This window comes from Sphingomonas sp. (genome assembly GCF_031426035.1).
GTDB lineage: Bacteria > Pseudomonadota > Alphaproteobacteria > Sphingomonadales > Sphingomonadaceae > Sphingomicrobium.
On sequence record NZ_JANPKO010000026.1, the window covers coordinates 26,254 to 51,634 of the forward strand.

Below are 25,381 nucleotides of genomic sequence, written 5' to 3' on the forward strand. Positions count from 1 at the left end.
TTACTTGCCGTAGAGCGCCTCTAGCCGCTCGGCGTAGACTTGCTTGAGGACGTGGCGGCGGATTTTCATCGATGGGGTGAGCTGCTCGTTGTCGGTGGTGAACGGCTCGTCGGCGAGGATGAAGCGGCGCACTTTCTCGATTACGCTGACCTCGGCGTTGACGCGGTCGACCGCCTTCGACAGCCGCTGCTGGAGATCGGGCGCGGCGGCGAATTCGGGCTCGGGAACGAGCACCGCGACGAGGTGCGGGCGGCGGTCGCCGAACACCATCGCCTGGGCGATCTCGGGCTGCAGCGTCAGCATCCCCTCGACCCGCTGCGGCGAGACATTGTCGCCCTTGTCGTTGACGATCAGATCCTTCTTGCGGTCGGTGATGACGATGCGGCCGCGCGCATCGAGATGGCCGACGTCGCCGGTCGCCAGCCAGCCGTCCTGGAGGACTCGCGCGGTCTCCTCCGGGTTGCGCCAATAGCCATGCATGACGAGCTCGCCGCGGACCATGATCTCGCCGTCCGCGGCAATGCGCACTTCGGCGTCCTTCACCGGCGGGCCGACGCTGTCCATGCTGACCCCGGCGCGCGGGCGGTTGCAGCTGATCACCGGCCCGGCCTCGGTCTGGCCGTAGCCCTGGAGCACGGTGAGGCCGAGCGAATGGAAGAATTGCCCGACCTCGGGGTTGAGCGGCGCGCCGCCCGACACCATCGCCTTGATCCGGCCGCCGAACTTGGCGCGCACCTTGCGGCGCAAGGTCAGCGAGAGAATGCCGTCCATCGGCCAGTCCCACGGCTTGAGCGAGCCGCGCAGGCGGTTGCCGCCGATCGACAAGGCTCGGCGCAGCAGGTGCTTCGATACGCCGCCGCTCTTGTCGATGGTTTTCAAGATGCGCGCGCGGAGCATTTCGAACAGGCGCGGCACGACCACCATGATGGTCGGGCGCACCTCCTCGATATTGGCGGCGAGTTTTTCGAGGCTCTCGGCGTAATAGATTTGCGCGGCGAGCCCGACCGGGAAGTGCTGGCCGCCCGAATGCTCGTAGGCGTGGCTGGCGGGGAGGAATGACAGGAAGCTCTCATCGCCCCAGCCGAAATCGCTCGAGATGATGTCGGTGCAGCCGGCGATGTTGGCGAGGATCGAACCGTGGTGCTGGCGCACCCCGCGCGGGGCGCCGCCGGTGCCGCTGGTGTAGATGATGCAGGCGAGGTCGCCGCGGCCGATCTGGGCCATGCGCGCCTCGAGCGCGGCCACGTCGGGGGCGCCGGCGACCAGCTCGGCCAAATGGTGGAATGCGACTTCGTCCGAGGCCTGGCCGGTGCGCACGTCGTCGATGCCGATGACATGCTTGCACTCGGAGGAAAACAGCACCGCGGGGATCAATGGCTTGGCCAGCTTGGCGGTCGAGACGACCACCGCCTTGGCGCCAGAATTACCGAGGATGTGGCCGTGATCGCGGGTGGTGTTGGTGGTGTAGGCTGGCACCGTGACGCAGCCCGCGGCCATGATTCCGAGATCGGCGATCAGCCACTCGGGGCGGTTCTCGCTGACCAGCATGACGCGGTCGCCGGGCTCGAGCCCGAGGCGCTTGAGGCTGTCGGCGAGCGCGGCGACCTGGCGGCGCGCTTCGGCCCAGCTGATCGATTGCCACGCGCCGTCCCGCTTGGCCCACAGGAACGGAGCGTCGCCCTTGGCCGCGGCGCGGGTCAGGAACATCGACACGAGGTTGGGGAAATGTTCGAGTTGCTGCGCCATTTTCTGTTTCCCCCCAGGCTTCAGTCGCCGAGCGCGACGCCTTCGCTGCGCGGGTCGGCGGCGCCGATGCGACGGCCGGCGACGAACTCGATGGCGTTGGCCTTGAACGACGGCTCGCGCGGCTCGACGATCGGATGGCCGAGCGCGCGCAAGGCCGGGATCATCGCCTCGAGGCTGGTGCCGCGCTCGACGAACAATGTGTCGCCGGGGGCATAGACCACGGGCAGCGCAATCGCCTGTTGCGCGCTCAGCCGCCAGTCGATGACGCCGATGATCGCCTTGGCGACCTGGACGATGATCGTCGCGCCGCCCGCCGCGCCGACCGCGAGGCGGGGCCGGCCGTCGGGGCCGTAGACGATGGTCGGCGCCATCGAGCTGCGCGGACGCTTGCCGGGCTCGACGCGGTTGGCGACCGGGCGGCCGTCGCGCTCGGGGACCAGGCTCAAATCGGTCAGCTCGTTGTTGAGGTAATAACCGTTGACCATCAGTCCCGAGCCGAACGCGCTTTCGATGGTCGAGGTCAAGGAGGCGATATTGCCGAACCGGTCGGCGGCGACGAAGTGCGAGGTGCCGTTCTCGGCGGGGGTCAGGCCGGCGGTGACGCGCGGCGCGCCGACGGGGTTGCCCGGAGCGATGTTGGCGATGGCACGGTCGGGGGCAATCAACGCCGAGCGCGCGGCGAGGTAGCCGGGGTCGATCAGCCCGGCGACCGGGACCGGCTGGAAATCGGGATCGGCGAGGAAGCGGTCACGGTCGGCGAAGGCGAGGCGGGTCGATTCGGCAAACAGGTGCCAGGCGGCAGGCGAGGCGGGGCCGAGCGCGGCGAGGTCGAACCGCTCGAGCTGTTTCAAAATCGCGAGGACGGTGGTCGCGCCCGACGACGGCGGGCCCATGCCGCAGATGCGGTGGGCGCGGTAGGTGCCGCACACCGCGGGGCGCGGCTTGGCGTCGTAGGCGGCGAGATCGCCGGCAGTCATTGCCGACGGGTTGCGCGGGGCGGCGTTGACCGCAGCGACGATCGCCTGCGCATTGGGGCCGACGTAAAAGGCGTCGGGACCGGTCGTGGCGAGGCGCTCGAACAAGGCTGCGAGCGCGCGGTTGCGGACGATGGTGCCGACGGGGAGCGGGTTGCCGTTGGCGCCGTAGAACAGGCCGCGGGCCTCGAGCGACAGCGCGCCTGTTTCCCGATAGCGGCCGAGCGCGCGATGGAGGCGCGGGGTGATCGCGAAACCGTCGCGGGCGAGTTTGATCGCGGGGGCGAACAAGGTGCGCCAGTGGACCCGGCCGAGATCGCGGTGGGCGAGCGCCATCAGCCGCACATTGCCGGGGACGCCGACGCTCTTGCCGCCGGGAATCGCTTCGTCGAACGAGAGCGGCTGGCCGTCCTTGAAGAACCACGTCCCGGTGGCGGCCATCGGCGCGGTCTCGCGGCCGTCGTAGCTGGTCACCGCACCGCGCGGGTCGCCGTGGACGAGAAAGCCGCCGCCGCCGATGCCCGAGCTTTGCGGCTCGACCACGGTCAGCGCGAGCAAGGTGGCGAGCGCGGCGTCGGTCGCGCTGCCGCCCTGGCGCAGGATTTCAATTCCGGCCGCGGCCGCGCGTGGATCGGCGGCGCTGACCATTCCCGTTTCGAGAGTCGGCGGGGGGAGCGGTGCAGGCTGGGCGAGCGACGGCGTGCGCGCGCAGGCGGCAAGCAGGACGGCAGCGAGCAACGGCACGAAACGCAAACGCATCGGGCGGGGCTACTCGCTCCCCACGGCGTCGGCAATGCTGGCGAAGCCGGCGCGCTCGAGGCGCTTGGCGAGCCCCGCGGCGATGCGCGCGGCGAGGCCGGGCCCGGCGTAGACCATCGCGCTGTACAGCTGGACCAGGCTGGCCCCGGCGCGGATGCGGTGCCACGCGTCGTCGGCCGACGCGATGCCGCCGACCCCGATCAGCGGCAGCGCGCCGCCGCCGACGCTGCGGAAGCGGCGCAGCGCGTCGAGCGCGAGATCCTTCAGTGGCGCGCCCGACAGGCCGCCGGCCTCGCTGGCGAAGCGCGACTTGAGCGGCGGGCGCGAGACAGTGGTGTTGGCAACGATCAGCGCGTCGACGCCGTGATCGAGCGCGGCGCGGGTAATCCGCGCATGGTCGCCCTCAGCGAGGTCGGGCGCGACTTTCAAGAACAATGGCGGGCCTCCAACCAGCCTCGCGTCGCGCACCGCGGCGAGCAATTCGGCGAGCGCGCCGGCATCCTGCAGCCCGCGCAGGCCGGGCGTGTTCGGCGACGAGATGTTGACCGTCAGATAGTCCGCGACGGGCGCCATCGCACGCACCCCGGCGGCGTAATCGGCGATGAAGTCAGGGCTATCCTTATTCGCTCCGACATTGACACCGACCACCCCGCGCGCGCGGTCGCGCCGGGCAAGACGAGCCAGCGCCGCCGCCTGGCCGCGGTTGTTGAAGCCCAAGCGGTTGATCACGGCCTGGTCCGCTGCGAGGCGGAACAGGCGTGGCCTGGGGTTGCCGGGCTGGGCGCGCGGGGTCAGCGTGCCGACCTCGACGAACCCGAAGCCCAGTCCCAGCATCGCGTCGGCTACCTCGCCGTCCTTGTCGAACCCGGCGGCGAGCCCGACCGGCGAGGGGAAGCCGAGCCCAGCGATGCTGGTCGTCAACGCCGGCGCAAAGGTGGGCGGGCTGCGACCCGGCAGCAGCTTCAACGCGGCGATCGTCGCGCGGTGTGCGCGCTCGGCGTCGAGGGTGAAAACCAGCGGCCGGAGTAATCTGAAAATCGCCATTCATCCCGTCGTTGGTCGAAGAGTTGCCGGTGCAGCCTTGAGCCGGGGCCTGCGTTTGTTCAAGGAGAACGCAGGTGCCGGATCAAGTCCGACATGACGAAAACGAGGGAATAACTGTGAAGCGCATTCTGCTTGCCTCGACCATCCTGCTGTCTGCTTGTGCGACCAATCGCGTCGATCCGCTGGTGCAGCCGCCGCCGATCGAGGCCGCCGAGGCCGCCGCGCCGGCGGTGTCGACCATCCCCGCCAAGAATGCCGAGCTTGCGGCGTTCTTCGACGAGGTCGACAAGGCCGAACTGGCGCTGTCGCCGTTGTCCAAGGCCTATCGCGCGATCAAGGACGGCGATTATGGCAAATGGGACGAGGTCGGCGAGGCCGCGGCGGTCGCCGAGCGCGAGCTCGGGCGGCGCAACGTGGCTGCGCTTAAACAACGCTTCGATCGCGCCAAACTCTCGCCCGACGACCAGCTCAGCTACGATCTGTTTCTCTATCGCGACGCGCGCGCCGAAGCGATCTTCCCGTACCGCCGCCAGGCCTATCTGTTCGACCAGATGAACGGCGCCCAGAGCGAGGGACCGGCGATCCTCATCAACATCCACGCGGTCGACACGGTGGCCGACGCCGAGGCCTATGTCGCGCGGCTGTCGGCGATGGCGCGCTACCTCGACCAGTCGGTAACCGAGGCCGAGGCGCGCGCGGCGCTCGGCACGCTGCCGCCCAAATGGGTGTTCCCGTACGTCATCGCCGACTCCAAGAACGTCATTTCCGGCGCGCCGTTCGACCGCGGCGCGGACAGCGCGCTGTGGGCCGACTTCAAGGGCAAGGTCGGCAAGCTCGATGCCGACGCGGCAACCAAGGCGCGGCTGCTCGAGGCGGGCAAGGCGGCGCTGCTCGACGACGTCCGTCCGGCCTTCCGCCGGGTCATCGCGACAATGGAAAGGCAGCACCGCGCGGCGGGCACCGACGACGGCATCTGGCGGTTCGCCAATGGCGCCGAGCAATATCAGGCGCTGCTGCGCTTCTACACCACCACCGCGCTGACCGGCGACGAGGTGCATGCGCTGGGGCTGGCGCAAGTGGCGCGGATCCACGGCGAGATGAGCGCGATCAAGGACCAGGTCGGGTTCGCCGGGACGCTGCAGCAATTCTTCGCGCACATGCGCGACGGCAAGCAATATTATTACCCCAACACGCCAGCCGGCCGGCAGTCCTACCTCGACGAGACCGCCAAGGCGCAGGCGCAGGTCCAGGCGCAGCTGCCGCGCTACTTCGGGCGGCTGCCCAAGACCGCCTTGCTGATCAAGGCGGTCGAGCCGTTCCGCGAGAAGAGCGCGGGCAAGGCGTTCTACCAGGACCCGCCGCCCGACGGCTCGCGCCCCGGCACCTATTACGTCAACCTCTACGACATGAAGAACATGCCTTCGACCGAGGTCGAGGCCTTGTTCTGCCACGAGGGCATTCCCGGCCACCACCTCCAGGGCGCGCTGCTGAGCGAGCTCGGCAAAGGCGAGGTGCCGCCGTTCCGCCAGTTCTCGGGCTATACCGCGACCGATGAAGGGTGGGGGCTGTACGCCGAGAAATTGTGCAAGGAGATGGGGCTCTACACTGACCCGTATCGCGACTTCGGGCGGTTGCAGCTCGAGTTGCACCGGGCGATCCGGCTGGTGGTCGATAGCGGCATCCACCACAAGCGCTGGAGCCGCGAGCAGGCGATCAAATATGTCGAGGACAATTCGGCCGACGCCAAGGGCGGGATCGTCAAGGCGATCGAGCGCTATGTGGTCTATCCGGGGCAGGCGACCGCCTACATGGTCGGCAAGTTGAAAATCGAGGAGCTGCGCGCGCGGGCCAAGGCTGCGCTCGGGCCGAAGTACGACGACCGCGGGTTCCACGACACGGTGTTGCTGGCGGGATCGATGCCGCTCGAGATGCTCGAGGCGCGGGTCGACGGGTGGATTGCGCGAACGCGGTAGCAAACCTGCGGCGTTGCTCAGGATGAGCTGTTGCGAGGCAGCACCGCGGCAGTCCACTAGAGTGTTCGCACGAAGGCACGAAGGCGCTAAGCTAAGGCACGAAGGAGATCAGTTGGGCTTCGCCTCAGTGGTTTCGCCTTCTACGCGCCTTCCTGCTCCTTCGTGCCTTCGTGTGGAAAATCTGGATTGCCGCGCCGCTGCGCTCCTCGCAATGACGGTCAGGGGTTGCAATTTGCACCCCTAACGGTCAAATCGGACTGGAAAGCTCCGATTAGATGCGATTGACCCACCTTGCCGACTATGCGGTCGTGATGATGACTGCGGCCGCGCGCCGCGGTGAAGGGGTTCGGCTGTCCGCGGCCGAGCTGTCGCAGGACACCGGCGTACCCCTCCCCACCGCGCAGAAACTGATGGGCAAATTGGCGGTAGCCGGCTTGCTGACCAGCGCGCGCGGGAGCGGCGGCGGGTTCACCCTCGCCCGGCCCGGCGCCGAGATCAGCCTCGCCGACATCGTCGAGGCGGTCGAGGGGCCGATCGCGATGACGATGTGCTCGGGCAGCGAGGAAGCGTCCGATTGCGCATTGGACGCGCATTGCCGGGTCAAATCGCACATGGGGGTGGTTAGCAACGCGGTGCGCGGGGCGCTGGGAGCGGTCAGCTTGGAACAGCTCAGTTCCCCGGCGAAGGCCGGGGCCCAGGGCCCTGCGCAAGCAGGGCTTACGCCCTCCTGGACCCCGGCCTACGCCGGGGAACGGTCAGCCCGATGACCGACACGCTGCGCAACCGCGAGGCGCATGAGGCGGCCGACAAGCTTTCGACGTACGAGTGGGGCTTCACTTCGGACATCGAGCAGGATTTCGCGCCCAAGGGGCTGAGCGAGGACACCGTCCGCTTCATCTCGGCCAAAAAGAACGAACCCGAGTGGATGCTGGCGTGGCGGTTGAAAGCGTACGCCGCGTGGCTGACGATGGAGGAGGTCGACTGGGCCAAGCTCGATATTCCGAAAATCGATTACCAGGACGCATTTTATTACGCGGCGCCCAAAGCGAAGCCCAAGCTCGGCAGCCTCGACGAGGTCGATCCGGAAATCCTGCGCGTCTACGAAAAGCTCGGCATCCCGATCGAGGAGCAGAAGGTGCTCGCCGGGGTCGAAGGCGCGAGGCGGGTGGCGGTCGACGCGGTGTTCGACAGTGTGTCGGTGGCCACCACTTTTCGCGAGGAATTGAAGCGCGCCGGGGTGATTTTCCTGTCGATCTCGGAAGCGATCAAAGAGCATCCCGAGCTTATTAAAAAATACCTCGGCAGCGTGGTGCCGCAGCGCGACAATTACTTCGCCTGCTTGAACGCCGCGGTGTTCTCCGACGGCACCTTCGTCTACATTCCGGAAGGCGTTCGTTGCCCGATGGAATTGTCGACCTATTTCCGCATCAACGCGGAGAACACCGGCCAGTTCGAGCGCACGTTGATCGTCGCCGAGAAGGGCAGCTATGTGTCCTATCTCGAAGGCTGCACCGCGCCGATGCGCGACGAGAACCAGCTGCACGCGGCGGTGGTCGAAATTTTCGCGCACGAGGATGCGGAAGTAAAATATTCGACTGTGCAGAATTGGTATCCGGGCGACGCCGAAGGCAAGGGCGGAATCTTCAATTTCGTCACCAAGCGCGCGTTGTGCTCGGGCGCGCGGAGCAAAGTCAGCTGGACCCAGGTCGAGACCGGCAGCGCGATCACCTGGAAATATCCGTCGTGCATTTTGAAGGGCGAGGGCAGCGTTGGCGAATTCTATTCGGTCGCGCTGACCAACAACCGCCAGCAGGCCGACACCGGGACCAAGATGGTGCACATCGGCGCGGGCACGCGCTCGACGATCGTGTCGAAGGGCATTTCCGCGGGGCGCTCGAACAACACCTATCGCGGGTTGGTCAAAGTGCTCCCCGGCGCGGACAATGTGCGCAATTTCACCCAGTGCGATTCACTGCTGCTGGGGGACAAATGCGGGGCGCACACGGTGCCCTACATCGAAGTGAAAAACCCGACCGCGCAGATCGAGCATGAGGCGACCACATCGAAGATCAGCGACGACCAATTGTTCTACGCGATGTCGCGCGGGCTGGACGCCGAAAGCGCGGTGGCGTTGATCGTCAACGGATTTGCGCGCGAGGTGTTGAAACAGCTGCCGATGGAGTTCGCCGTCGAAGCGCAGAAGCTGCTTGGGATTTCGCTGGAAGGGAGCGTGGGGTGATCTCGTTTCTAATGGCTTCCATGATCCAGGCGGCGGCTCCGGAGGTCAGATCGGAGTCTTTCATGGTTCAGGCGCCCAGTTATAAGGTGACGGCCGAGACGCTGCCTTTCATTAAACAATATCGTGACTGTCTCATGCCAGGCGGTTCCATCACCTATTATCCTGAGAGCGGCAAAACTCAGGCAGATCAAGCAAGAGCGCGGATCACGGTCTGTACAGAGACTCGGCGATGGGCAGTTGCGAGAGCCATTTCGGTATATAAATGGGAAACCGGCGGAGAACGTAACCCGGCGACGTTCGCGAACAAGACTTTTGACACTATTGATCAAGCCAACCTGCTCAATGCGGAATTTGGCGACAAGCTCATGGCGGGGAAGATTGTGCTTCCTGCCGACCGTACTCAGCCAATCGTGCTGAAATCCGACTCGCCCCCCGACAGCAACGAATTGGTGAAAGAAGAATAGCCTGTGATTCAAATCACCAACCTCCACGCAACCGTCGCCGGCAAGGCGATCCTCAACGGCGTGTCGCTGCACGTGCCGACGGGCGAGGTGCATGCGATCATGGGGCCGAACGGGTCGGGCAAGTCGACGCTGGCCTATGTGCTCGCGGGGCGGCCGGGGTATGCGGTGAGCGAGGGGGCGGTGAAGTTCTCTCCACCTCCATTCGTCCCGAGCGAAGTCGAGGGACGTGTCTCGACTTCGCTCGACGCGAACGGTGAAGGGAGAGGCCTCGATCTCCTCGCCCTTGAGCCGCACGAGCGGGCGGCGGCTGGGCTGTTTCTCGGGTTCCAGTACCCGGTCGAAATCCCCGGCGTGTCGATGCTGCAGTTTTTGCGCGAGAGCTTGAATGCACAGCGGCGCTCGCGCGGAGAGGCCGATCTTTCGGGTGCCGAGTTTATCCGCCTCGCCAAGGCGCAGGCGGCGGCGCTCGGGATGGACGCCGAGATGCTCAAGCGACCAGTCAATGTCGGCTTTTCGGGCGGCGAAAAGAAACGCGCGGAAATGGTCCAGATGGGGATCATGGACCCGCGGCTGGCGATCCTCGACGAGACCGACAGCGGGCTCGACATCGACGCGCTCAAAGCGGTCGGCGCGGGGATCAACCGGATCATGCGCGCGCCCGACAAATCGGTGCTGCTGATTACGCATTACCAACGCCTGCTCGACTATGTCCGCCCCGACCGCGTGCATGTGCTGTCGCGCGGCAAGATCGTGCGCTCGGGCGGCGCCGAGCTGGCGCTCGAGCTCGAGCGCGAAGGCTATGCCGAGGCCGCGGCATGACCGCGCTCCCGACCCGCAAGCTCGAGGCGTATCGCTATGCCGACATCGACGCGCTGGCGTCGGTGTGGAGCGCGCTCGCGCCGCCCGAGCGGATCGACATTGCTGCGCAGCAAAGCGTGCAGCAAATCTGGTTGCCGAGCGAGGACGCGGTGCAGGTTCGGCGCGCGGAAATCGTCCTTGCGGAGGGCGGCAGCGCGCACATTTTCGCGCTCAACACCGCCGCCGAATACGGGCGGATCGAGCTTGACGTGACGCTCGCCGACGGCGCCGACTTCGCGCTCAACGCGGCCAATATCGGGGCGGGGTCGAGCAACCTCGAAATCGTCACCACTGTGCGCCACATCGGGGTCGCCGCGACCTCGCGCCAGACCGTCCGCTCGGTGCTCGGCGGCAAGGCGGTCGGCACCTATCTCGGCAAGGTCGCGGTCGCGCGCGATGCGCAACGGACGGATTCGGAACAATCGGTCAAAGCGATGCTGCTGACGCGCGGCGCGATGGCCAATTGCAAGCCCGAGCTGGAAATTTTCGCCGACGACGTGAAGTGCGCGCACGGCGCGTCGGTCGGCGAGCTCGACGCGGACATGCTGTTCTATGCGGCGTCGCGCGGACTCGACCCGGCGAGCGCGCGGGCGCTGCTGCTCGAAGGCTTCGTGATGGGGTTGTGGGATTCGATTCAAGGCGACGATCGCGGCATCGCCGACGCCGCGCGCAGTGCGCTGAGGGCGGCGGCATGAACGTCGCGACCCGCATCAATTCGGCGCTCGACGTGCGCGGCCAGTTCCCGGCGATCGCCAACTGGCACTACCTCGACAGCGCTGCCACCGCGCAAAAACCGCAGGCGGTGATCGACGCGATGACCGAGGCGTATGCACGCGATTATGCGACGGTGCACCGCGGGGTGTACCAGCGCTCGAGCGAGATGACCGGGCGCTATGAAGCGGCGCGCGGGGCGGCCGCGGGGCTGATCGGCGGACAGGCCAACGAACTGGTGTTTACGCGCGGGGCGACCGAGGCGATCAACCTTGTCGCGCGGGTGCTGCCGCGGGACGGGCGCGACCGCGTCCTGCTGTCGGCACTCGAGCATCACAGCAACATCGTGCCGTGGCAGCTCGCCGGTTACGCGGTCGACGTAGTGCCGCTGACCCATGACGGCCGCATCGATCTCGACGCCGCGGCGGAGCTGATCACCGAGCAGCACCGCGTGGTCGCCTTCGCGCATGTCTCTAACGTGCTGGGCTCGATCCTCGACGCCAAACGCGCGGCGGAGATCGCTCATTCCAAGGGCGCGCTGCTGCTGCTCGACGGCTGCCAGGCGGTACCGCGCCTGCCGGTCGATGTCGCCGCGATCGGCTGCGATTTCTATGCCTTTTCGGCGCACAAATTATACGGACCGACCGGCATCGGCGCGTTGTGGGGCCGCGCCGAGCTGCTGGCGCAAATGCCGCCGTGGCAGGGGGGCGGGGCGATGATCGACGCGGTCAGCTTCGCCGGCACGACCTACGCCGAGCCGCCGGCGCGGTTCGAGGCGGGTACGCCGCACATCGTCGGCGCGGTCGGTTTTCATGCCGCGGTCGATTGGGTGCAGCGGCTCGGCCTCGACGCCATCCACGCCCATGAAAGCGCGCTGGTGGCCGAGTGCCGCGCCGCGCTTGACGGGATCGACGGCGTGACCCTGTACGGCCCCCCCGACAGCGCGGGGATCGTCAGTTTCAACGTCGACGGCGTGCATCCGCACGACGTCGCCACTATCTTGGACGATGGCGGCGTCGCGGTGCGCGCCGGGCACCATTGCGCGCAGCCGCTGATGGAATTGCTGGGGGTTGCGGCGACGGCGCGGGCGAGCTTCGCGGCGCACAGCGATTCTTCGGACATCGCGGCGCTGGTGCGCGGGCTCGAGCAAGTGAAACGGATTTTTGGATGAATGAGGAGCGCAAGATCGAGAGCGAGGAGGTCACCGCGGTGACCCCGCCGCCGCGCGCCCGCGTGACCGAAGAGTTCGAGCGCAAGCGCGATTATCTGACCGGCTTTCTCGCGCCGCAGAAGGCGCCCGAGCCGGCCGCGCAGGGCCCCGGCGGCGATTTGCAGGAAGCGGTGATCGAAGCGCTGAAATCGATCTTCGATCCCGAGATCCCGGTCGACATCTACGAGCTTGGGCTGATCTACGACGTCGCCATCGACGAGGACGGCGACGCGGTGGTGACGATGACCCTGACCACGCCGCACTGCCCGGTGGCGGAATCGCTGCCGCAGGAAGTCGAGCTGCGCGTGCTGTCGGTCCCCGGCATCCGCGACGCCGAGGTCAAACTGGTGTGGGATCCGCCGTGGGACCCGTCCAAGATGAGCGACGAAGCCCGGCTGGAGTTGGGAATGCTATGAACGAACAAAGCAAAGTCCGCACCCGCCCGGCGGCAATCGCGCTGACCCCGGCCGCCGAGGCGCGCATTGCCGAACTGATGGGACGCGCGCCCGACGGGGCGATCGGGGTCAAGCTGTCGACCCCCCGCCGCGGCTGCTCGGGGCTCGCTTACTCGGTCGATTATGTGGCCGAGGAGCAAAAGTTCGACGAGAAGATCGTCACCCCTGGCGGCACTTTCTATGTCGACGGCGGCTCGATCCTCTATCTGGTTGGCTCGACGATGGACTGGGTCGAGGATGATTTCGCCGCCGGCTTCACCTTCGCCAACCCCAATGCCAAGGGCGCCTGCGGCTGCGGCGAAAGTTTTACCGTCTAGCTCCCCTCGCCGCCCGATTTTTGCTATGGCGAGAGGCGAAGGGAGACTGTGATGTTGCTCCTCCTCCTCGCCGCCGCGCCGGTCGCGCTGCAACCGGCGGCCGATTGCCCGCGCACCACCAGCCATCACGCGATCCGCCCAAACGAACCGGTGTGGCCGCGTAAGCTGGGCCAGCTGCCCGACGCCAATGCCTATGCCGCGGTGTACCGCCGGGTGCGCGGCTGCGAGGTTCCGGTGGTCGTGCGCTATGGAATCGGCACAAGGCGCTAGTTTCGCAAAATCACCGCCGAGTGGGGGAAATCGGCCATGTCACGCACCGCCACGTTGATTTTCGCGCTGGTCGCTTACGCGATCTTCTTCGCGACCTTCCTCTATTTGATCTGCTTTGTCGGCGATCTCGCGATTGCCAAACGCACGGTCGACCGCGGGCCCGACGGGCCGGTCGCGGTGGCGGTGATCGTCAACCTCGCGCTGATCGCCTTGTTCGGGCTCCAGCACAGCGTGATGGCGCGGCCGGCGTTCAAGGCGAGATGGACCAAAATCGTCCCGCCGCCGGCCGAGCGCAGCGTCTATGTGCTCGCCGCGAGCCTGGCGCTGATCGTCCTGTTCACTTTGTGGCGGCCGATCCCGCAAACCTTATGGGACGTGTCGGGCACCTTGCTCGCGCTGCCGCTGTGGCTGGCGTTCGCGGCGGGTTGGGGGATCGTGCTGGTCAGCACCTTCCTGCTCAACCATTTCGAACTGTTCGGGCTGCAGCAGGCGTGGTTCAACTTCAGCGGGCGCACCGCGGACAAGCCGCAATTGCGCCAGCCCTTGTTCTACAAATGGGTCGCCCACCCGATCTATTCGGGGTTCTTCCTGGCGTTCTGGGCGATCCCGCAGATGACCATCGGGCATCTGCTGCTGGCGGTGGGGATGTCGGCCTACATGCTGATCGGCATTCGACATGAGGAGCGCGACCTGACCAACTACTACGGCGACGATTATCAGGCGTATCGCGCCGGGGTGGGCAAGCTGGTGCCGCGGTTCCGGCGCCGCGCGTCGTGATTGCGGCGCGGGGCGCGGGCGGCTAGCGGCGGCGCATGGACCCGCGCTTCGCTCACATCCGCGACTGGATCTTCGACCTCGACAATTGCCTGTATCCGGCCTCGACCGGGCTGTTCGCTTTGATCGACCAGCGCATGGGCGCCTACATCCAGCGCCTGCTCGACTGCGACCCGACCGAGGCGCGGCGGGTGCAGAAGGCGCATTTCCACGCGCATGGCACGACGCTCGCCGGGCTGATGGCCGAGCATAAGATCGACCCCCATCATTTCCTCGACGACGTCCACGCGATCCCGCTCGACCGGGTGGCGCCCGACCAGCGGCTGGCGCGCGGGCTGGGGCGGCTGCCGGGGCGCAAGTTCGTGTTCACCAACGGCGACGCGCCTTACGCCCGCCGCGTGCTCGAGGCGATCGGGGTCGGCGACCAGTTCGACGATCTGCACGACATCCATGCGAGCGAATTGAAGCCCAAGCCCGACCCGCACGGCTATGCCTTGCTGTGCGAACGGTTCGGAATCGAGCCGAATTCGGCGGTGCTGGTCGAGGACATGGCGCAGAATTTGAAACCGGCCAAAGCACTCGGGATGACCACGGTGTGGGTCGACAACGGCTCCGAGCGCGGCAATCACGGCGCCGACGCCGCGTTCATCGATATGACCATCGCCGATGTCGGCGAGTGGCTCGAAGCAATCCTCGAGGAGCAGATATGACCGACGCGCTCGCAGCGACCATCGACGCCGCCTGGGACGACCGGGACTCGCTCGGGCCCGCGACCAAGGGCGAGGCGCGCGGCGCGGTCGACGCCGCGCTCGCCGCGCTCGATTCGGGGCAAGCGCGGATCGCCGAGAAGGTCGACGGCGCGTGGGTGGTCCATCAATGGCTCAAGAAAGCGGTGTTGCTGTCGTTCCGATTGAACCCGATGAGCGCGATTTCGGGCGGGCCCGGGGGTGCGCACTGGTGGGACAAGGTCGAAAGCAAGTTCGCCGGGTGGGGCGACAAGGAATTCGCGGCCGCCGCGTTCCGTGCGGTGCCCGGCGCGATCGTCCGCCGCGGCGCGTTCATCGCGCCCGGCGCGGTGCTGATGCCGAGCTTCGTCAACATCGGCGCGCGGGTCGGCGAGGGGACCATGATCGACACCTGGGCGACGGTCGGCAGCTGCGCGCAGATCGGCCGCAACGTCCATATTTCGGGCGGGACCGGGATCGGCGGGGTGCTCGAGCCGTTGCAGGCCGGGCCGGTGATTATCGAGGACGATTGTTTTATCGGCGCCCGCTCGGAAGTCGCCGAGGGGGTCATCGTCGAGCAGGGCGCGGTGATCTCGATGGGGGTATTCCTCGGCGCCTCAACCAAGATCGTCGATCGCGCCTCGGGCGAGGTGATGTACGGGCGCGTGCCGGCCTATGCGGTGGTGGTGCCAGGGACGCTGCCGACCGAGGACGGCGGGCCGAGCCTGGCGTGCGCGGTGATCGTCAAGCGGGTCGACGAACGGACGCGCTCCAAGACCAGCATCAACGAATTGCTGCGCGACTGATCGATAAGGTCAGCTTATCGCCGCTTACCCGTCTTTTGTTGGCGTGGGGACCGGCGCCCAGATAAATTTCCTCGATGACGGCGCTCGATCCTGACTTTGACCGCAAAGCGCGGGACGCGAAGGCTGGAGCGGCGCCGTATCCCACCCCGATGATCCGCTCCATGATGAACGGCCGCGACTGGGCCATCCTCGGCGCGCTGGCGCTGATCTGGGGCGGCGCGTTCTTCCTGATCGGCGTTGCGGTGCGCGATGTCCCGCCGTTCACTTATGTCCTGCTGCGGCTGACGATCGCCGCCGCGGCGATGTGGGCGCTGCTGGCGTGGCGCCGCCAGCCGCTCGGGCTTCCGCGCGAGGCATGGGGCGCGATCGTGCTGCTGGCTTTGCTCAACAATGCGCTGCCGTTCACTCTGTTCGGCTGGGCGCAAACGCATATCGCCAGCGGGCTCGCCTCGATCCTCAACGCGACGACCCCGATCTGGGGCGTGATCGTCGCGCATCTGTTCACTGCCGACGAGAAGATCACCCCGCGCAAGCTGGCCGGGGTGGTGGTCGGGTTCGCCGGGGTGGCGGTGATGATCGGCCCCGACCTGCTCGCCAGCCTTGGTGGCGGGGTGGTCGCCGAGCTCGCCTGCGTGGTCGCCGCTTTGGCCTATGCGCTGGCCGGGGTGTGGGCGCGGCGATTCAAGGCAATGGGCGTGTCGCCGATCAGCGTCACCACCGGCCAGCTGACGATCGGCGCGCTGATGATGCTCCCAGTGGCGCAGATCGGCGACCGGCCGTGGACGATGGCGATGCCGCCGCTCGAGGCGTGGGCGGCGATCGCCACGCTGGCGGTGGTGTGCACCGCGTTCGGCTATGTGCTTTATTTCCGCCTGATCGACCGCGCCGGGGCGACCAACGCTTTGCTTGTCACTTTATTGGTGCCGCCGACCGCGATCCTGCTCGGCGTGCTGTTCCTGGGCGAAGTGATCGCGCCCAACGATTTTGCCGGGCTGGCGCTGATCGCGCTGGGGCTGGCGGCGATCGACGGGCGGCTGTTCGGTCGGCTGCGGCGGCCGGCGCTCGCCTAGCGCGCCTCGGCGAGCAGTTTTTTCGCCTCGCCCCCCGTCCAGTCGAGGTCGCCGACGTAGCGCCACACTTCCTTGCCCTCGGAATTGTACAGGATGGTGGTCGGGAGGATTTCGGCGCCGAGCGCGCCCGACAGCGCCATGTTGGGATCGTGATAGGCGTGGAGCTGGTCGAGCTCGAGCCGCGCGAGGAACGCAGCGACCGAGGCGTGCGGGCCGCGGTCCTGGCTGATCGGGACCACCCACAGATCGGCGCCCTTGGCCTTGGCCAGCGCATTGAGGGTGGGCAATTCCTTGACACAGGGCGCGCACCATGTGGCCCACAGATTTACCAGAGTGGGGATGCCCTTGAATCCCTCGTAGCTGGTCTGGGTGCCCTCGGGGTCGCCGAACGCGATATCCGGAAACGGCTTGCCGGCGTGGCTGCGGTCGACGCCCTTGACCGGCACGCCCTCGACCGCCGCGCCTTGCTGGCTGTCCGCCTTTTGCCTATCGCACGCGGGCAGTGCGAGCAGCGCAAGGAGCATCAGCATCAGCCGCACGGGCACTTCCAATCCAATTTGGGGCGGGCGTTTCGAAGGCGGCCCGGCCGCGTTGATGCGCGCGATAAATAGCTCGATCGCAACCGACAAGCGGTTGTGGCGCCACGACATCAACGCCAGCCTCGCCCACGCCGGGATGCTGCGCCAGCAAGGCATCATCGGGAGCGAGGACGGCGAGGCGATCGTGCAGGGGCTGGCGCAGATCATGGACGAATGCGCGCGCGGCGGCATCACCGAGGACGACGCGCTCGAGGACATCCACGGCCATGTCGAGGCTCGGCTCGGCGAACTCATCGGCGAGGCGGCGGGCCGGCTCCACACCGCGCGCTCGCGCAACGACCAGGTGGCGACCGACCTCAAGCTGTGGGTGCGCTGGGCGATTGACTCCGCGCTGCACGACATCGCCGCGCTGGAGACGGTCATCCTCGACCGCGCCGAGGAGCATGCGGCGACGGTCATGCCGGGGTTTACCCATCTCCAATCGGGGCAGCCGGTGACGCTCGGCCATCACTTGATGGCGTATCGCGAGATGCTCGGCCGCGACCGCAGCCGGTTCGAGGATGCGCGGCGGCGGCTCAACGAATGCCCGCTCGGCGCGGCGGCGCTGGCGGGGACGGGATTTCCGATCGACCGCGATTTCACCGCGACCGCGCTGCACTTCGATGGGCCGACCGCGAACAGCATCGATTCGGTCGCCGACCGCGATTTTATTGTCGATTACCTCCATGCTGCGACACTGTGCGCGAACCATCTGTCGCGGTTGGCGGAGGAAATTATTCTGTGGGCTTCTCAACCATTTAGCTTCATTCGGCTGCCCGACGCCTGGTCGACCGGAAGCTCGATCATGCCCAACAAGCGCAACCCCGACGCGGCCGAGCTGGTGCGCAGCCATTCAGGCCGGATCGTCGGTGATTTGGTCGCGGTGCTGGTGCTCTTGAAGGGCCTGCCATTGGCCTATGCCAAGGATCTGCAGGATGCCACGCCGCCGCTGTTCGATGCCCACGACCTGCTCCACATGTCGCTGCAGGCGATGGCGGGGATGATCGCCGAGATCGAGTTCGTCCCCGAAAAGATGCGCGCCGCGGCGGCCGCGGGCCACGCCACCGCGACCGATCTCGCCGACTGGCTGGTGGCGCACGCCAACGTGCCGTTCCGCGAGGCGCACCATATCGCCGGGCGCGCGGTGGCTGCGGCGGAGTTCCAAAATGTCGCGCTCGACCAGCTCGATCTCGCCGACCTCCAGGCGATCGACCCGCGCATCGGCGAGGGCGCGCTGGCCGCGCTCCAGCTCGATTCATCGGTCGCCGCGCGGACCAGCGCTGGCGGAACCGCGCCCGACCGGGTTAGGGAGGCGGTGCGCGCCGCCCGCGCGCAGCGGAGCAAGCCGTGAAGCGTGTTTTTTCGATCCTCGCCCTGACCGTCGCGATGACCGCGTGCGGCAAAATCTCGCCGCTCGAGCCGGCGCCGGGCCAGGCACTGCCGGTCAAGCCGCTGATGGCGCGCACCACCCCGACCCCGGAGGAATTGCTGACTCCGCCGACCTACGCCGACCCCGAGCGCGTCGACGAACTGATCAAGCGCTCGCAGCCGCGCAAGCGCGACCGCTTCGACTTGCCCCCGCCCGACGGCGGCGCGGCGCCGGCGGTGGCGGGGACGGACGAGCCGACGTCGTCCGAGGAAGCCGGGCCGGTGACGCCGCAATGAAAGTCATCCGGCTATGAGAGGGCGGGTTCGCAAGGCGATCTTCCCGGTCGCCGGGCTCGGCACGCGGCTGCTGCCGGCGACCAAGACCATGCCCAAGGAAATGCTCACCGTGGTCGACCGCCCGCTGATCCAATATGCGGTCGACGAGGCGCGCGAGGCGGGGATCGAGCAGCTGATCTTCGTCACCGGGCGCGGCAAGGCGGCATTGGTCGACTATTTCGACACCGCGTTCGAGCTGGAAGCGACGATGGAGGCGGCGGGCAAATCGCTCGACGCGCTGGCGCCGACCCGCGCCCGCTTCGGCGAGGTGGTGACAGTGCGCCAGCAGCGTCCGTTGGGGCTCGGCCACGCGGTGTGGTGCGCGCGCGACATCGTCGGCGACGAGCCGTTCGCGGTGCTGCTGCCCGACGATCTGATGTCGGGCACGCCGGGCGCGCTCAAGCAAATGGTCGATGCGTGGGAGAAAGTCGGCGGCAACATGCTGGCGACCGAGGAAGTGCCGGCCGAGAAGACCCGCAGCTACGGCATCCTGACCCCGGGCAAGGTCGACGGCGATTTGACCGAGGTGCTCGGGCTGGTCGAGAAGCCCGAGCCGGAGGACGCGCCGTCGCGGCTGGCGGTGATGGGGCGCTATATCCTCCAGCCCGAATTGATGCGCGTGCTCGACAAGGGCGAGCGCGGCGCGGGGGGCGAGATCCAGCTGACCGACGCGATGGCGCAATTGATCGGGACGCAGCCGTTCCACGCGCTCAAGGTCGACGCGGTGCGCCATGATTGTGGCGACAAGGCCGGGTTCGTGATCGCCAACATCGCGCTGGCGCTGGAGCGTGGCGATATCGCGCCCAAGGTGCGGGATTTTCTCGCGACATTGCGAGCGTAGCGCCGACGTCCAAAAATATTGGTTCACACGAAGGCACGAAGGACACGAAGGGGCTTCGCCCGAAGACCTTATTTCTTCGTGCCTTCGTGTAAAAAATTTTTGCTAGAGCAGGCGGATCCCGGGTCGAGCCCGGGATGACGGTCAGGCGGCGCCTTTGCCGATGATGCCTTCGAGGCGGCGACGCTCGGCCTCGGCGGCCAGCCAGCGCTCCTTCATTTCGCCCAGCTCGATCGCGCGGCTGACGACGCGGGCGTCGTGCGTGGCGTTGTCGCCGCGCAGGCTGGCGACCGAGCGCGCGCGCTCGAGTTCGCGGCCGATGCGCGCGATCAGCACTTCGAAGTGGAACGGTTTCAGCACCACGCCATCGGCGCCGGCGGCGAACGCCTTGACCGCGGCGTGGCTGTCGCTGCGCCCGGCGATGAGGATCACCGGCAAGTCGCGCAGCACCGCATCGTCGCGGATCATCGTCACCAATTCGGCGCCGCCGCCGGGGACGTGGAGGTCGGCGAGGACGAGGTCGACCGGGAGGCGGTTCAATTCGGCCATCGCCGCCTGGGTGCCGTCGGCGGTGGCGACGCGATAGCCGCCTTCGCTGACCCGCCGGGCCAGCACGCCGAGATAATTGCGGTTGGGCTGGACCAGCAGCACGCGCGGCGGGGCGGGTGCGGTCTCGGGCGGAGCGGGTCGATCCTGATCCATTGCCGTGGGCCTAGCCGCAGATGGTTAAAGCCGCGTCAAAAATCGCACCGGAGCGAAGCGATCACGGCAGCAGCTCGACATCCCAGTAGAGATAATCGCGCCAGCTCTGGTGGAGGTAATTGGGCGGGAAGCTGCGGCCGTGATCCTGCAATTGCCACGAGGTCGGGCGGATCGGCTCGCGCTCGATGTGCATGTGCGCCTGGCGCGGGGTGCGCCCGCCCTTCTTCAAATTGCACGGGGCGCAGGCGGTGGCGACATTCTCCCACGTGGTGCGGCCGCCCTGGGCACGCGGGACGACATGGTCGAAGGTCAATTCGCGGTGCGAGCCGCAGTACACGCAACAGAAGCGGTCGCGCAGGAACAGGTTGAAGCGGGTGAAGGCGGGGTGCTCGTTGGGGCGGACGAACTGGCGCAGCGCGATCACCGACGGCAGCTTGAGCGCGCGGCTCGGCGAGTGCACCTCGCGGTCGTAATGCGCGACGACGTCGACCCGCTCGAGGAACATCGCCTTGACCGCGGTCTGCCACGGCCACAGGCTCAGCGGGTAGTAGGACAGCGGGGTGTAATCGGCGTTGAGCACCAGCGCCGGGCAGCTGTCGGGGTGGCGAATGAGGTCGGGGTGATACACGAGCGCGAACAGCCTTTCGTCCGGTGGTCCGAACTGCAGCTCCCCGGCCCCGTCGCACGCAAGGAGGAGAGGGCGCATCCCGGCCCGTCTTCCCTTGTGACGCGCCGGATGCCAGCCCGGCGTGACAGCATGATGAATCGGGGATTGGGGAGTCGGCGTCAAGGGGGCAGTGAAATCCTCCCCCGTCGGGGGAGGTGGCCGCGCGCAGCGCTGACGGTGGGGGGCTTCGGCGAGCTCGGCATGCCCCCACCGTCGCCCTGCGGGCGCCACCACCCCCGAGAGGGGAGGAATTGACCGTCACCCGCTTCGCGCCGTCGCCGACCGGGCGGCTGCATTTGGGGCATGCCTATAGCGCGGTGGTGGGGCGCGCGGCGGGCGATCAATTGCGCCTGCGCATCGAGGACCTCGACCAGACCCGCAGCCGGCCCGAGTTCGTCGCCGGGATCGAGGAGGACTTGCGCTGGCTCGGGTTCAGCTGGGACGGCGAGGTGCTGGTGCAGTCCGAGCGCGGCGCGGTTTATGCCGCGGCGCTCGAGCGGTTGCGCCAGGATGGGCTGGTCTATCCGTGCTTCTGCACCCGCGCCGACATCGCCGCCGCATTGGCCGCGCCACATGGGCTGGCGGCGCACTACCCCGGCACCTGCCGCGGGCTCGCCGACGATCCGGCACAGCGCGCGGTCACCCCGCATAGCTGGCGGCTCGACAGCGCCAAGGCGATTGAGCGGGTTGGCTTGCCGTCCTGGCGCGAGGGTGAAGCGACCTTCACCGCCAGCCGCGACGACATCGGCGACGAAATTCTCGCGCGCAAGGACGCGCCCGCCGCTTACCACCTCGCCTGCGTGGTCGACGACGCGGAAAGCGGGGTGACGCTGGTGGTGCGCGGGGTTGATTTGCGTTCTTCGACGCCGGTGCAACGCCTGCTGCAGACGCTGCTCGGCCTGCCCGAGCCGGCCTATCTCCACCATGCCTTGGTGACGCATGCCGACGGCCGGCGGCTGGCCAAGCGCGACCTCGCCCCGACCCTCGCCGCGCTGCGCGAGGATGGCGTCGACGGCCCTGCCCTCGCCCGCGACCTCGCTACCGGCTTACTGCCGTCTGGCTTTCGGCTGGGGGACGCCTAAATAGGCGGGCATGAACATCCTCCTCATCGTCCTCCTCGTCGCCGCCATGGGCGCGACCGCTTATGTCCTCGTGCGCGGGGTGATCGCGATGGCCTCGGGCAAGGACGTCACCGGGCAGCAGCAGCAGAACTGGATGCGCAAGCGCGTGCTGTTCCAGGCGGTGGCGATCGTGCTGGTGGCGCTGATCCTGGTCGTCGCCGGCGCCAGCAAGGGCTGATCGCGGCCGGCGATGGTCAAGCTCAACAAGATTTACACGCGCACCGGCGACAATGGCGACACCGGGCTGGCCGACGGGTCGCGGATCGCCAAGGACCATCCGCTGAGCGCGGCGATCGGCGATGTCGACGAGGCCAATAGCGCGATCGGGGTGGCGCTGCGGCACGTCACCGCCGAGCGGCCGCGCGCGATGCTGGCGGCGATCCAGAACGAATTGTTCGACCTTGGCGCCGACCTCGCCACCCCGGGCGAGGATTATGCGCCGAGCGAGATGGTCCTGCGCATCGTCCAGGCGCAGATCGACCGGCTCGAGCGCGAGGTCGACGCGATGAACGAGACGCTCGAGCCATTGCGCAGTTTTATATTGCCGGCCGGCGGCGGCGGGGCGGCCGAGGTCCATCTGGCGCGCGCGATCGTCCGCAGGGCCGAGCGCAGCGCGGTCGCGGCGCGGCGCGAGGCACCGCTCAACCCGCTCGCCTTGATCTACCTCAACCGGCTGTCCGACCATCTGTTCGTGCTGGCGCGGCTGGTCGCCAAGGACGGCGGCGGCGAGACGCTGTGGCAGCCGGGCGCGACGCGCGGCTGAACTTATTGCCGTATCGTCGGTTCGGTACGGCTGGGGAGTGTGCGCCATGGCCCGGGCCGATGCCGACAGTGGGATTCCTACGCTGAAAGAGCGGCTGGTCGCGACGCGGCGGCTGACGCTCGACCTTGCCGCGCCGCTGAGCGATGCCGACGCCGCGATCCAGCCGTTCCCCGATGCCTCGCCGGCCAAATGGCACCTTGCGCACACGACGTGGTTTTTCGAGACCTTCGTGCTGCGCGATCACGTGCCGGGGTACCAGCCTTTCGACGAGCGTTTCGCGTACCTGTTCAACAGCTATTACGAGGGCGAGGGCGAGCGGCATCCGCGGGCTCGGCGGGGGATGATCAGCCGGCCGTCGCTCGACGAGGTGCGGGCGTGGCGTGGGCATGTCGACGCGGCGCTGGATGCGGCATTCGCGGGACTGCCGGCGGCGGCGCTCGAGCTGGTCGAGCTCGGCATCAACCACGAGCAGCAGCACCAGGAGCTGTTTCTCACCGACCTGCTCGCGACATTTGCCGAGAACCCACTTGAGCCCGCTTATGCCGAATCGTCGCCGGCCGCGTGCCATTCCGCCGAGCCGCTGAGTTTTCTGGCTGGCCGTACCGGCGTGGTCGAGGTTGGCGCGGCCGCGAGCGGCTTCGCGTTCGACAGCGAGCGGCCACGGCACTCGGCACTGCTCCATCCGCACGCGATCGCCAGCCGCCCGGTGACCAACGGCGAATGGGCCGAGTTCGTCGCCGACGGGGGATATGACACGCCGACTTTGTGGCTCAGCGAGGGGTGGGACTGGGTTCAGCGCGAGGGGATCACGGCGCCGCTCTATTGGCGGGGCGAGGATGCGCATTTTACGCTGGCCGGGCGGCGGCCGCGCGACCGCGCCGCGCCGGTTGCGCATATTTCGTTTTACGAAGCCGATGCGTTTGCGCGATGGGCCGGCGCGCGATTGCCGAGCGAGTTCGAGTGGGAAGATTTCGCGAGCAGCGCCGACCCCAACCTCGGCAACCAGCTCGACCGCGCCGCGGCGGTGCTCCCTGCCCCGCCAGGCGATATCTTCGGCGATGTGTGGGAGTGGACCGGCTCGGCGTTCCTGCCCTACCCCGGGTTCGCTCCGGCCGCGGGAACGGTCGGCGAATATAACGGAAAATTCATGGCCGGGCAGATGGTGCTGAAGGGCGCCAGCTGCGCCACCCCGCGCGGGCACAGCCGGGCGAGCTACCGCAATTTCTTCCCCCCCGCCGCGCGCTGGCAGTTCACGGGGGTGCGCCTTGCCCGCGACGCCTGAGCCGCAGACGCCCGACGACCAGATCGACGCGTTTCGCGCCGACGTGCTGGCGGGGCTGGCGGCGGCGATTCCGGCGGTGCCGGCGCGCTGGCTGTACGACCGCACCGGCTCCGAATTGTTCGACGCCATCACGCGCCTGCCGACTTACTACCCGACGCGGACCGAGACCGCGCTGCTCGAAACGGTGATGCCCGAGATCGCGGCGCGGGTGCCCAAGGGGCTGGCGGTGGTCGAGTTCGGCGCCGGATCGGCGACCAAGACGCCGATCTTGCTCGAGGCGGTGGCGCCGTCGGCCTATGTCCCGGTCGATATTTCGGGCGACTATCTGGAGGACAGCGCCGCCGCGCTCGACAAGGACTTCCATGCGCTCAAGGTGATCCCGGTGGTGGCCGATTTCGCGCGGCCGTTTGCCTTGCCCGAGGCGATTGCCGGCACCCAAAAGCTCGGTTTCTTCCCCGGCTCGACGATCGGCAATTTCGTGCCGCGCACGGCGACCGACCTGCTGCGCCATTTTCGCGAATTGCTCGGCACCGGCGCCTTGCTGCTGATCGGGATGGACCGCGCCAAGCCGGTCGAGCGGCTGCTTGCCGCCTATGACGACCCGCAGGGGGTGACCGCGCGGTTCAATCTGAACCTGCTCGAGCGCATCAACCGCGAACTCGACGGGACGATCCCGCTCGATGCGTTCCGCCACGAGGCGCGGTGGAACGACATTTTGAGCCGGATCGAGATGCACCTCGTGGCGCTGCGCGACGTCGAGTTCACGGTTGCTGGCCAGCCGTTCGCATTTCGTGAGGGCGCTTCGATCCACAGCGAGAACAGCCACAAATACGAACGCCGCGGGGCGCGCCTGCTGCTGCTCGCGGGCGGCTGGACCCCGCTCGCCGAGTGGAGCGACCCCGCCGACGATTTCGCCTTGGTCCTCGCCGAAGCCCAGCCCAACCGCTCCGCGCCCTAGTTCCTCCCCGCGCCGGGGAGGAATTGCGGGCGCGCTCGCACCCGGCTAAGCGGCCCCGATGCTTACCGCGGTCTTCGATATATTAGAGCTCCTGCTGAACATCCTGTGGTGGATAATTCTCATTCAGGTTGTCCTGAGCTGGCTGTTCGCGTTCAACGTCCTCAACACCGGGTCCGATGGACTTCGCCGATTTGTCCAGGCGCTCGACCGGATTACTGCGCCGCTTTACCGGCCGATCCGCCGGGTGCTTCCCGATTTCGGTGGAATCGACTTTTCCCCAGTCGTGTTGCTCATTCTGCTAGCCATCGCACAAATGCTTCTTGACGGAACGGAGCGCAGTCTCGTCACCGGCGGGGCATGAGCGCGCGGCGGA

Annotated in this window: 29 protein-coding genes; 23 read left to right on the plus strand and 6 right to left on the minus strand. The window is 67.6% G+C overall.

What is annotated here, in order from left to right; translation table 11 throughout:
- From RMP08_RS01610 to RMP08_RS01620, 3 genes are read right to left on the minus strand one after another with little or no spacing between them, the layout of a single operon-like run.
- Positions 1 to 1,746 (minus strand): AMP-dependent synthetase/ligase, encoded by a 1,746-nt coding sequence (locus RMP08_RS01610; RefSeq protein WP_310467208.1) that lies wholly within the window; start codon positions 1,744 to 1,746, stop codon positions 1 to 3.
- Between the two features lie 20 nt (positions 1,747 to 1,766).
- On the minus strand, positions 1,767 to 3,479 hold the full coding sequence (gene ggt / locus RMP08_RS01615) for a gamma-glutamyltransferase (RefSeq protein WP_310467209.1): 1,713 nt from the start codon (positions 3,477 to 3,479) through the stop codon (positions 1,767 to 1,769).
- Between the two features lie 9 nt (positions 3,480 to 3,488).
- Positions 3,489 to 4,523, minus strand: coding sequence for a quinone-dependent dihydroorotate dehydrogenase (locus tag RMP08_RS01620; RefSeq protein ID WP_310467210.1), 1,035 nt, complete (start codon positions 4,521 to 4,523; stop codon positions 3,489 to 3,491).
- A 116-nt stretch (positions 4,524 to 4,639) separates the two neighbouring features.
- Here RMP08_RS01620 and RMP08_RS01625 point away from each other — a divergent pair, with 116 nt between their 5' ends.
- From RMP08_RS01625 to RMP08_RS01690, 14 genes are all read left to right on the plus strand, one after another.
- On the plus strand, positions 4,640 to 6,496 hold the full coding sequence (locus RMP08_RS01625; protein WP_310467211.1) for a DUF885 domain-containing protein: 1,857 nt from the start codon (positions 4,640 to 4,642) through the stop codon (positions 6,494 to 6,496).
- Positions 6,497 to 6,771: 275 nt separating this feature from the next.
- On the plus strand, positions 6,772 to 7,263 hold the full coding sequence (locus RMP08_RS01630; RefSeq protein WP_310467212.1) for an SUF system Fe-S cluster assembly regulator: 492 nt from the start codon (positions 6,772 to 6,774) through the stop codon (positions 7,261 to 7,263).
- Positions 7,260 to 8,735, plus strand: a complete 1,476-nt coding sequence (sufB, locus tag RMP08_RS01635) for a Fe-S cluster assembly protein SufB (protein WP_310467213.1) — start codon at positions 7,260 to 7,262, stop codon at positions 8,733 to 8,735. The genes RMP08_RS01630 and sufB overlap by 4 nt, the downstream gene beginning before the upstream one ends.
- On the plus strand, positions 8,732 to 9,199 hold the full coding sequence (locus RMP08_RS01640; protein WP_310467214.1) for a hypothetical protein: 468 nt from the start codon (positions 8,732 to 8,734) through the stop codon (positions 9,197 to 9,199). The genes sufB and RMP08_RS01640 overlap by 4 nt, the downstream gene beginning before the upstream one ends.
- Before the next feature lie 3 nt (positions 9,200 to 9,202).
- The gene (gene sufC, locus RMP08_RS01645; RefSeq protein ID WP_310467215.1) at positions 9,203 to 10,018 is read left to right on the plus strand and encodes a Fe-S cluster assembly ATPase SufC; all 816 of its coding nucleotides are present in this window, start codon (positions 9,203 to 9,205) and stop codon (positions 10,016 to 10,018) included.
- The gene (locus tag RMP08_RS01650; RefSeq protein ID WP_310467216.1) at positions 10,015 to 10,752 is read left to right on the plus strand and encodes a SufD family Fe-S cluster assembly protein; all 738 of its coding nucleotides are present in this window, start codon (positions 10,015 to 10,017) and stop codon (positions 10,750 to 10,752) included. Before sufC ends, RMP08_RS01650 begins: the two co-directional genes overlap by 4 nt.
- On the plus strand, positions 10,749 to 11,939 hold the full coding sequence (locus RMP08_RS01655; protein WP_310467217.1) for a cysteine desulfurase: 1,191 nt from the start codon (positions 10,749 to 10,751) through the stop codon (positions 11,937 to 11,939). Before RMP08_RS01650 ends, RMP08_RS01655 begins: the two co-directional genes overlap by 4 nt.
- Complete coding sequence (locus tag RMP08_RS01660; protein WP_310467219.1) at positions 11,936 to 12,394, plus strand: SUF system Fe-S cluster assembly protein; 459 nt, start codon at positions 11,936 to 11,938, stop codon at positions 12,392 to 12,394. The genes RMP08_RS01655 and RMP08_RS01660 overlap by 4 nt, the downstream gene beginning before the upstream one ends.
- Positions 12,391 to 12,750, plus strand: a complete 360-nt coding sequence (locus RMP08_RS01665; RefSeq protein ID WP_310467220.1) for an iron-sulfur cluster assembly accessory protein — start codon at positions 12,391 to 12,393, stop codon at positions 12,748 to 12,750. The genes RMP08_RS01660 and RMP08_RS01665 overlap by 4 nt, the downstream gene beginning before the upstream one ends.
- 51 nt (positions 12,751 to 12,801) lie before the next feature.
- Positions 12,802 to 13,020, plus strand: coding sequence for a hypothetical protein (locus RMP08_RS01670; protein ID WP_310467221.1), 219 nt, complete (start codon positions 12,802 to 12,804; stop codon positions 13,018 to 13,020).
- A 36-nt stretch (positions 13,021 to 13,056) separates the two neighbouring features.
- Positions 13,057 to 13,797, plus strand: coding sequence for a methanethiol S-methyltransferase (mddA, locus tag RMP08_RS01675; protein WP_310467222.1), 741 nt, complete (start codon positions 13,057 to 13,059; stop codon positions 13,795 to 13,797).
- 35 nt (positions 13,798 to 13,832) lie between these two features.
- Complete coding sequence (locus RMP08_RS01680) at positions 13,833 to 14,504, plus strand: pyrimidine 5'-nucleotidase (protein WP_310467223.1); 672 nt, start codon at positions 13,833 to 13,835, stop codon at positions 14,502 to 14,504.
- The gene (gene dapD / locus RMP08_RS01685; RefSeq protein ID WP_310467224.1) at positions 14,501 to 15,325 is read left to right on the plus strand and encodes a 2,3,4,5-tetrahydropyridine-2,6-dicarboxylate N-succinyltransferase; all 825 of its coding nucleotides are present in this window, start codon (positions 14,501 to 14,503) and stop codon (positions 15,323 to 15,325) included. The genes RMP08_RS01680 and dapD overlap by 4 nt, the downstream gene beginning before the upstream one ends.
- A 149-nt stretch (positions 15,326 to 15,474) precedes the next feature.
- Positions 15,475 to 16,395, plus strand: a complete 921-nt coding sequence (locus RMP08_RS01690; RefSeq protein ID WP_310467226.1) for a DMT family transporter — start codon at positions 15,475 to 15,477, stop codon at positions 16,393 to 16,395.
- Here the strand turns inward: RMP08_RS01690 and RMP08_RS01695 are convergent.
- Positions 16,392 to 16,925: a TlpA disulfide reductase family protein gene (locus RMP08_RS01695; RefSeq protein WP_310467227.1), complete on the minus strand. Its 534-nt coding sequence runs from the start codon at positions 16,923 to 16,925 to the stop codon at positions 16,392 to 16,394. The genes RMP08_RS01690 and RMP08_RS01695 overlap by 4 nt on opposite strands.
- Here RMP08_RS01695 and argH point away from each other — a divergent pair.
- The 3 genes from argH to RMP08_RS01710 are packed head-to-tail and all read left to right on the plus strand — an operon-like array spanning position 16,918 to position 19,518.
- Entirely contained in the window at positions 16,918 to 18,324 is a 1,407-nt protein-coding gene (gene argH, locus RMP08_RS01700) for an argininosuccinate lyase (RefSeq protein WP_409049759.1), read from the plus strand. The two genes, RMP08_RS01695 and argH, sit on opposite strands and share 8 nt — an antisense overlap.
- Positions 18,321 to 18,638, plus strand: a complete 318-nt coding sequence (locus RMP08_RS01705; protein WP_310467228.1) for a hypothetical protein — start codon at positions 18,321 to 18,323, stop codon at positions 18,636 to 18,638. Before argH ends, RMP08_RS01705 begins: the two co-directional genes overlap by 4 nt.
- A 13-nt stretch (positions 18,639 to 18,651) precedes the next feature.
- On the plus strand, positions 18,652 to 19,518 hold the full coding sequence (locus RMP08_RS01710) for a UTP--glucose-1-phosphate uridylyltransferase (RefSeq protein ID WP_310467229.1): 867 nt from the start codon (positions 18,652 to 18,654) through the stop codon (positions 19,516 to 19,518).
- A gap of 141 nt (positions 19,519 to 19,659) precedes the next feature.
- Here RMP08_RS01710 and RMP08_RS01715 read toward each other — a convergent pair whose 3' ends face one another.
- On the minus strand, positions 19,660 to 20,217 hold the full coding sequence (locus RMP08_RS01715) for a response regulator (RefSeq protein ID WP_310467230.1): 558 nt from the start codon (positions 20,215 to 20,217) through the stop codon (positions 19,660 to 19,662).
- A 61-nt stretch (positions 20,218 to 20,278) separates the two neighbouring features.
- The gene (locus tag RMP08_RS01720; protein ID WP_310467241.1) at positions 20,279 to 20,845 is read right to left on the minus strand and encodes an HNH endonuclease; all 567 of its coding nucleotides are present in this window, start codon (positions 20,843 to 20,845) and stop codon (positions 20,279 to 20,281) included.
- Between the two features lie 290 nt (positions 20,846 to 21,135).
- On the opposite strand from RMP08_RS01720, the gene gluQRS reads away from it, so the two are divergent.
- The 6 genes from gluQRS to RMP08_RS01750 are packed head-to-tail and all read left to right on the plus strand — an operon-like array spanning position 21,136 to position 25,369.
- The gene (gluQRS, locus tag RMP08_RS01725; protein WP_310467231.1) at positions 21,136 to 21,966 is read left to right on the plus strand and encodes a tRNA glutamyl-Q(34) synthetase GluQRS; all 831 of its coding nucleotides are present in this window, start codon (positions 21,136 to 21,138) and stop codon (positions 21,964 to 21,966) included.
- 10 nt (positions 21,967 to 21,976) lie between these two features.
- Complete coding sequence (locus RMP08_RS01730; RefSeq protein WP_310467233.1) at positions 21,977 to 22,183, plus strand: HIG1 domain-containing protein; 207 nt, start codon at positions 21,977 to 21,979, stop codon at positions 22,181 to 22,183.
- Positions 22,184 to 22,195: 12 nt separating this feature from the next.
- On the plus strand, positions 22,196 to 22,768 hold the full coding sequence (locus RMP08_RS01735; protein ID WP_310467235.1) for a cob(I)yrinic acid a,c-diamide adenosyltransferase: 573 nt from the start codon (positions 22,196 to 22,198) through the stop codon (positions 22,766 to 22,768).
- Positions 22,769 to 22,814: 46 nt separating this feature from the next.
- Entirely contained in the window at positions 22,815 to 24,050 is a 1,236-nt protein-coding gene (gene egtB, locus RMP08_RS01740; protein ID WP_310467236.1) for an ergothioneine biosynthesis protein EgtB, read from the plus strand.
- A complete protein-coding gene (gene egtD, locus RMP08_RS01745; RefSeq protein ID WP_310467237.1) occupies positions 24,034 to 25,008 on the plus strand; it encodes an L-histidine N(alpha)-methyltransferase in 975 nt (324 codons plus the stop codon). Before egtB ends, egtD begins: the two co-directional genes overlap by 17 nt.
- Before the next feature lie 58 nt (positions 25,009 to 25,066).
- Positions 25,067 to 25,369, plus strand: a complete 303-nt coding sequence (locus RMP08_RS01750) for a YggT family protein (RefSeq protein WP_310467238.1) — start codon at positions 25,067 to 25,069, stop codon at positions 25,367 to 25,369.
- Positions 25,370 to 25,381 lie beyond the last annotated feature (12 nt).

Bases quoted from the DNA above. Each gene is read 5' to 3' on its own strand.
- ggt (WP_310467209.1), bottom strand. From the start codon at position 3,479: ATGCGTTTGCGTTTCGTGCCGTTGCTCGCTGCCGTCCTGCTTGCCGCC.
- RMP08_RS01730 (WP_310467233.1), top strand. From the start codon at position 21,977: ATGAACATCCTCCTCATCGTCCTCCTCGTCGCCGCCATGGGCGCGACC.
- egtB (WP_310467236.1), top strand. From the start codon at position 22,815: ATGGCCCGGGCCGATGCCGACAGTGGGATTCCTACGCTGAAAGAGCGG.
- RMP08_RS01655 (WP_310467217.1), top strand. From the start codon at position 10,749: ATGAACGTCGCGACCCGCATCAATTCGGCGCTCGACGTGCGCGGCCAG.
- RMP08_RS01735 (WP_310467235.1), top strand. From the start codon at position 22,196: ATGGTCAAGCTCAACAAGATTTACACGCGCACCGGCGACAATGGCGAC.
- mddA (WP_310467222.1), top strand. From the start codon at position 13,057: ATGTCACGCACCGCCACGTTGATTTTCGCGCTGGTCGCTTACGCGATC.
- RMP08_RS01620 (WP_310467210.1), bottom strand. From the start codon at position 4,523: ATGGCGATTTTCAGATTACTCCGGCCGCTGGTTTTCACCCTCGACGCC.
- RMP08_RS01665 (WP_310467220.1), top strand. From the start codon at position 12,391: ATGAACGAACAAAGCAAAGTCCGCACCCGCCCGGCGGCAATCGCGCTG.
- RMP08_RS01680 (WP_310467223.1), top strand. From the start codon at position 13,833: ATGGACCCGCGCTTCGCTCACATCCGCGACTGGATCTTCGACCTCGAC.
- RMP08_RS01690 (WP_310467226.1), top strand. From the start codon at position 15,475: ATGATCCGCTCCATGATGAACGGCCGCGACTGGGCCATCCTCGGCGCG.
- sufB (WP_310467213.1), top strand. From the start codon at position 7,260: ATGACCGACACGCTGCGCAACCGCGAGGCGCATGAGGCGGCCGACAAG.
- RMP08_RS01715 (WP_310467230.1), bottom strand. From the start codon at position 20,217: ATGGATCAGGATCGACCCGCTCCGCCCGAGACCGCACCCGCCCCGCCG.
- dapD (WP_310467224.1), top strand. From the start codon at position 14,501: ATGACCGACGCGCTCGCAGCGACCATCGACGCCGCCTGGGACGACCGG.
- RMP08_RS01670 (WP_310467221.1), top strand. From the start codon at position 12,802: ATGTTGCTCCTCCTCCTCGCCGCCGCGCCGGTCGCGCTGCAACCGGCG.
- RMP08_RS01650 (WP_310467216.1), top strand. From the start codon at position 10,015: ATGACCGCGCTCCCGACCCGCAAGCTCGAGGCGTATCGCTATGCCGAC.
- RMP08_RS01660 (WP_310467219.1), top strand. From the start codon at position 11,936: ATGAATGAGGAGCGCAAGATCGAGAGCGAGGAGGTCACCGCGGTGACC.
- RMP08_RS01610 (WP_310467208.1), bottom strand. From the start codon at position 1,746: ATGGCGCAGCAACTCGAACATTTCCCCAACCTCGTGTCGATGTTCCTG.
- RMP08_RS01695 (WP_310467227.1), bottom strand. From the start codon at position 16,925: ATGCTGATGCTCCTTGCGCTGCTCGCACTGCCCGCGTGCGATAGGCAA.
- RMP08_RS01750 (WP_310467238.1), top strand. From the start codon at position 25,067: ATGCTTACCGCGGTCTTCGATATATTAGAGCTCCTGCTGAACATCCTG.
- RMP08_RS01630 (WP_310467212.1), top strand. From the start codon at position 6,772: ATGCGATTGACCCACCTTGCCGACTATGCGGTCGTGATGATGACTGCG.
- RMP08_RS01710 (WP_310467229.1), top strand. From the start codon at position 18,652: ATGAGAGGGCGGGTTCGCAAGGCGATCTTCCCGGTCGCCGGGCTCGGC.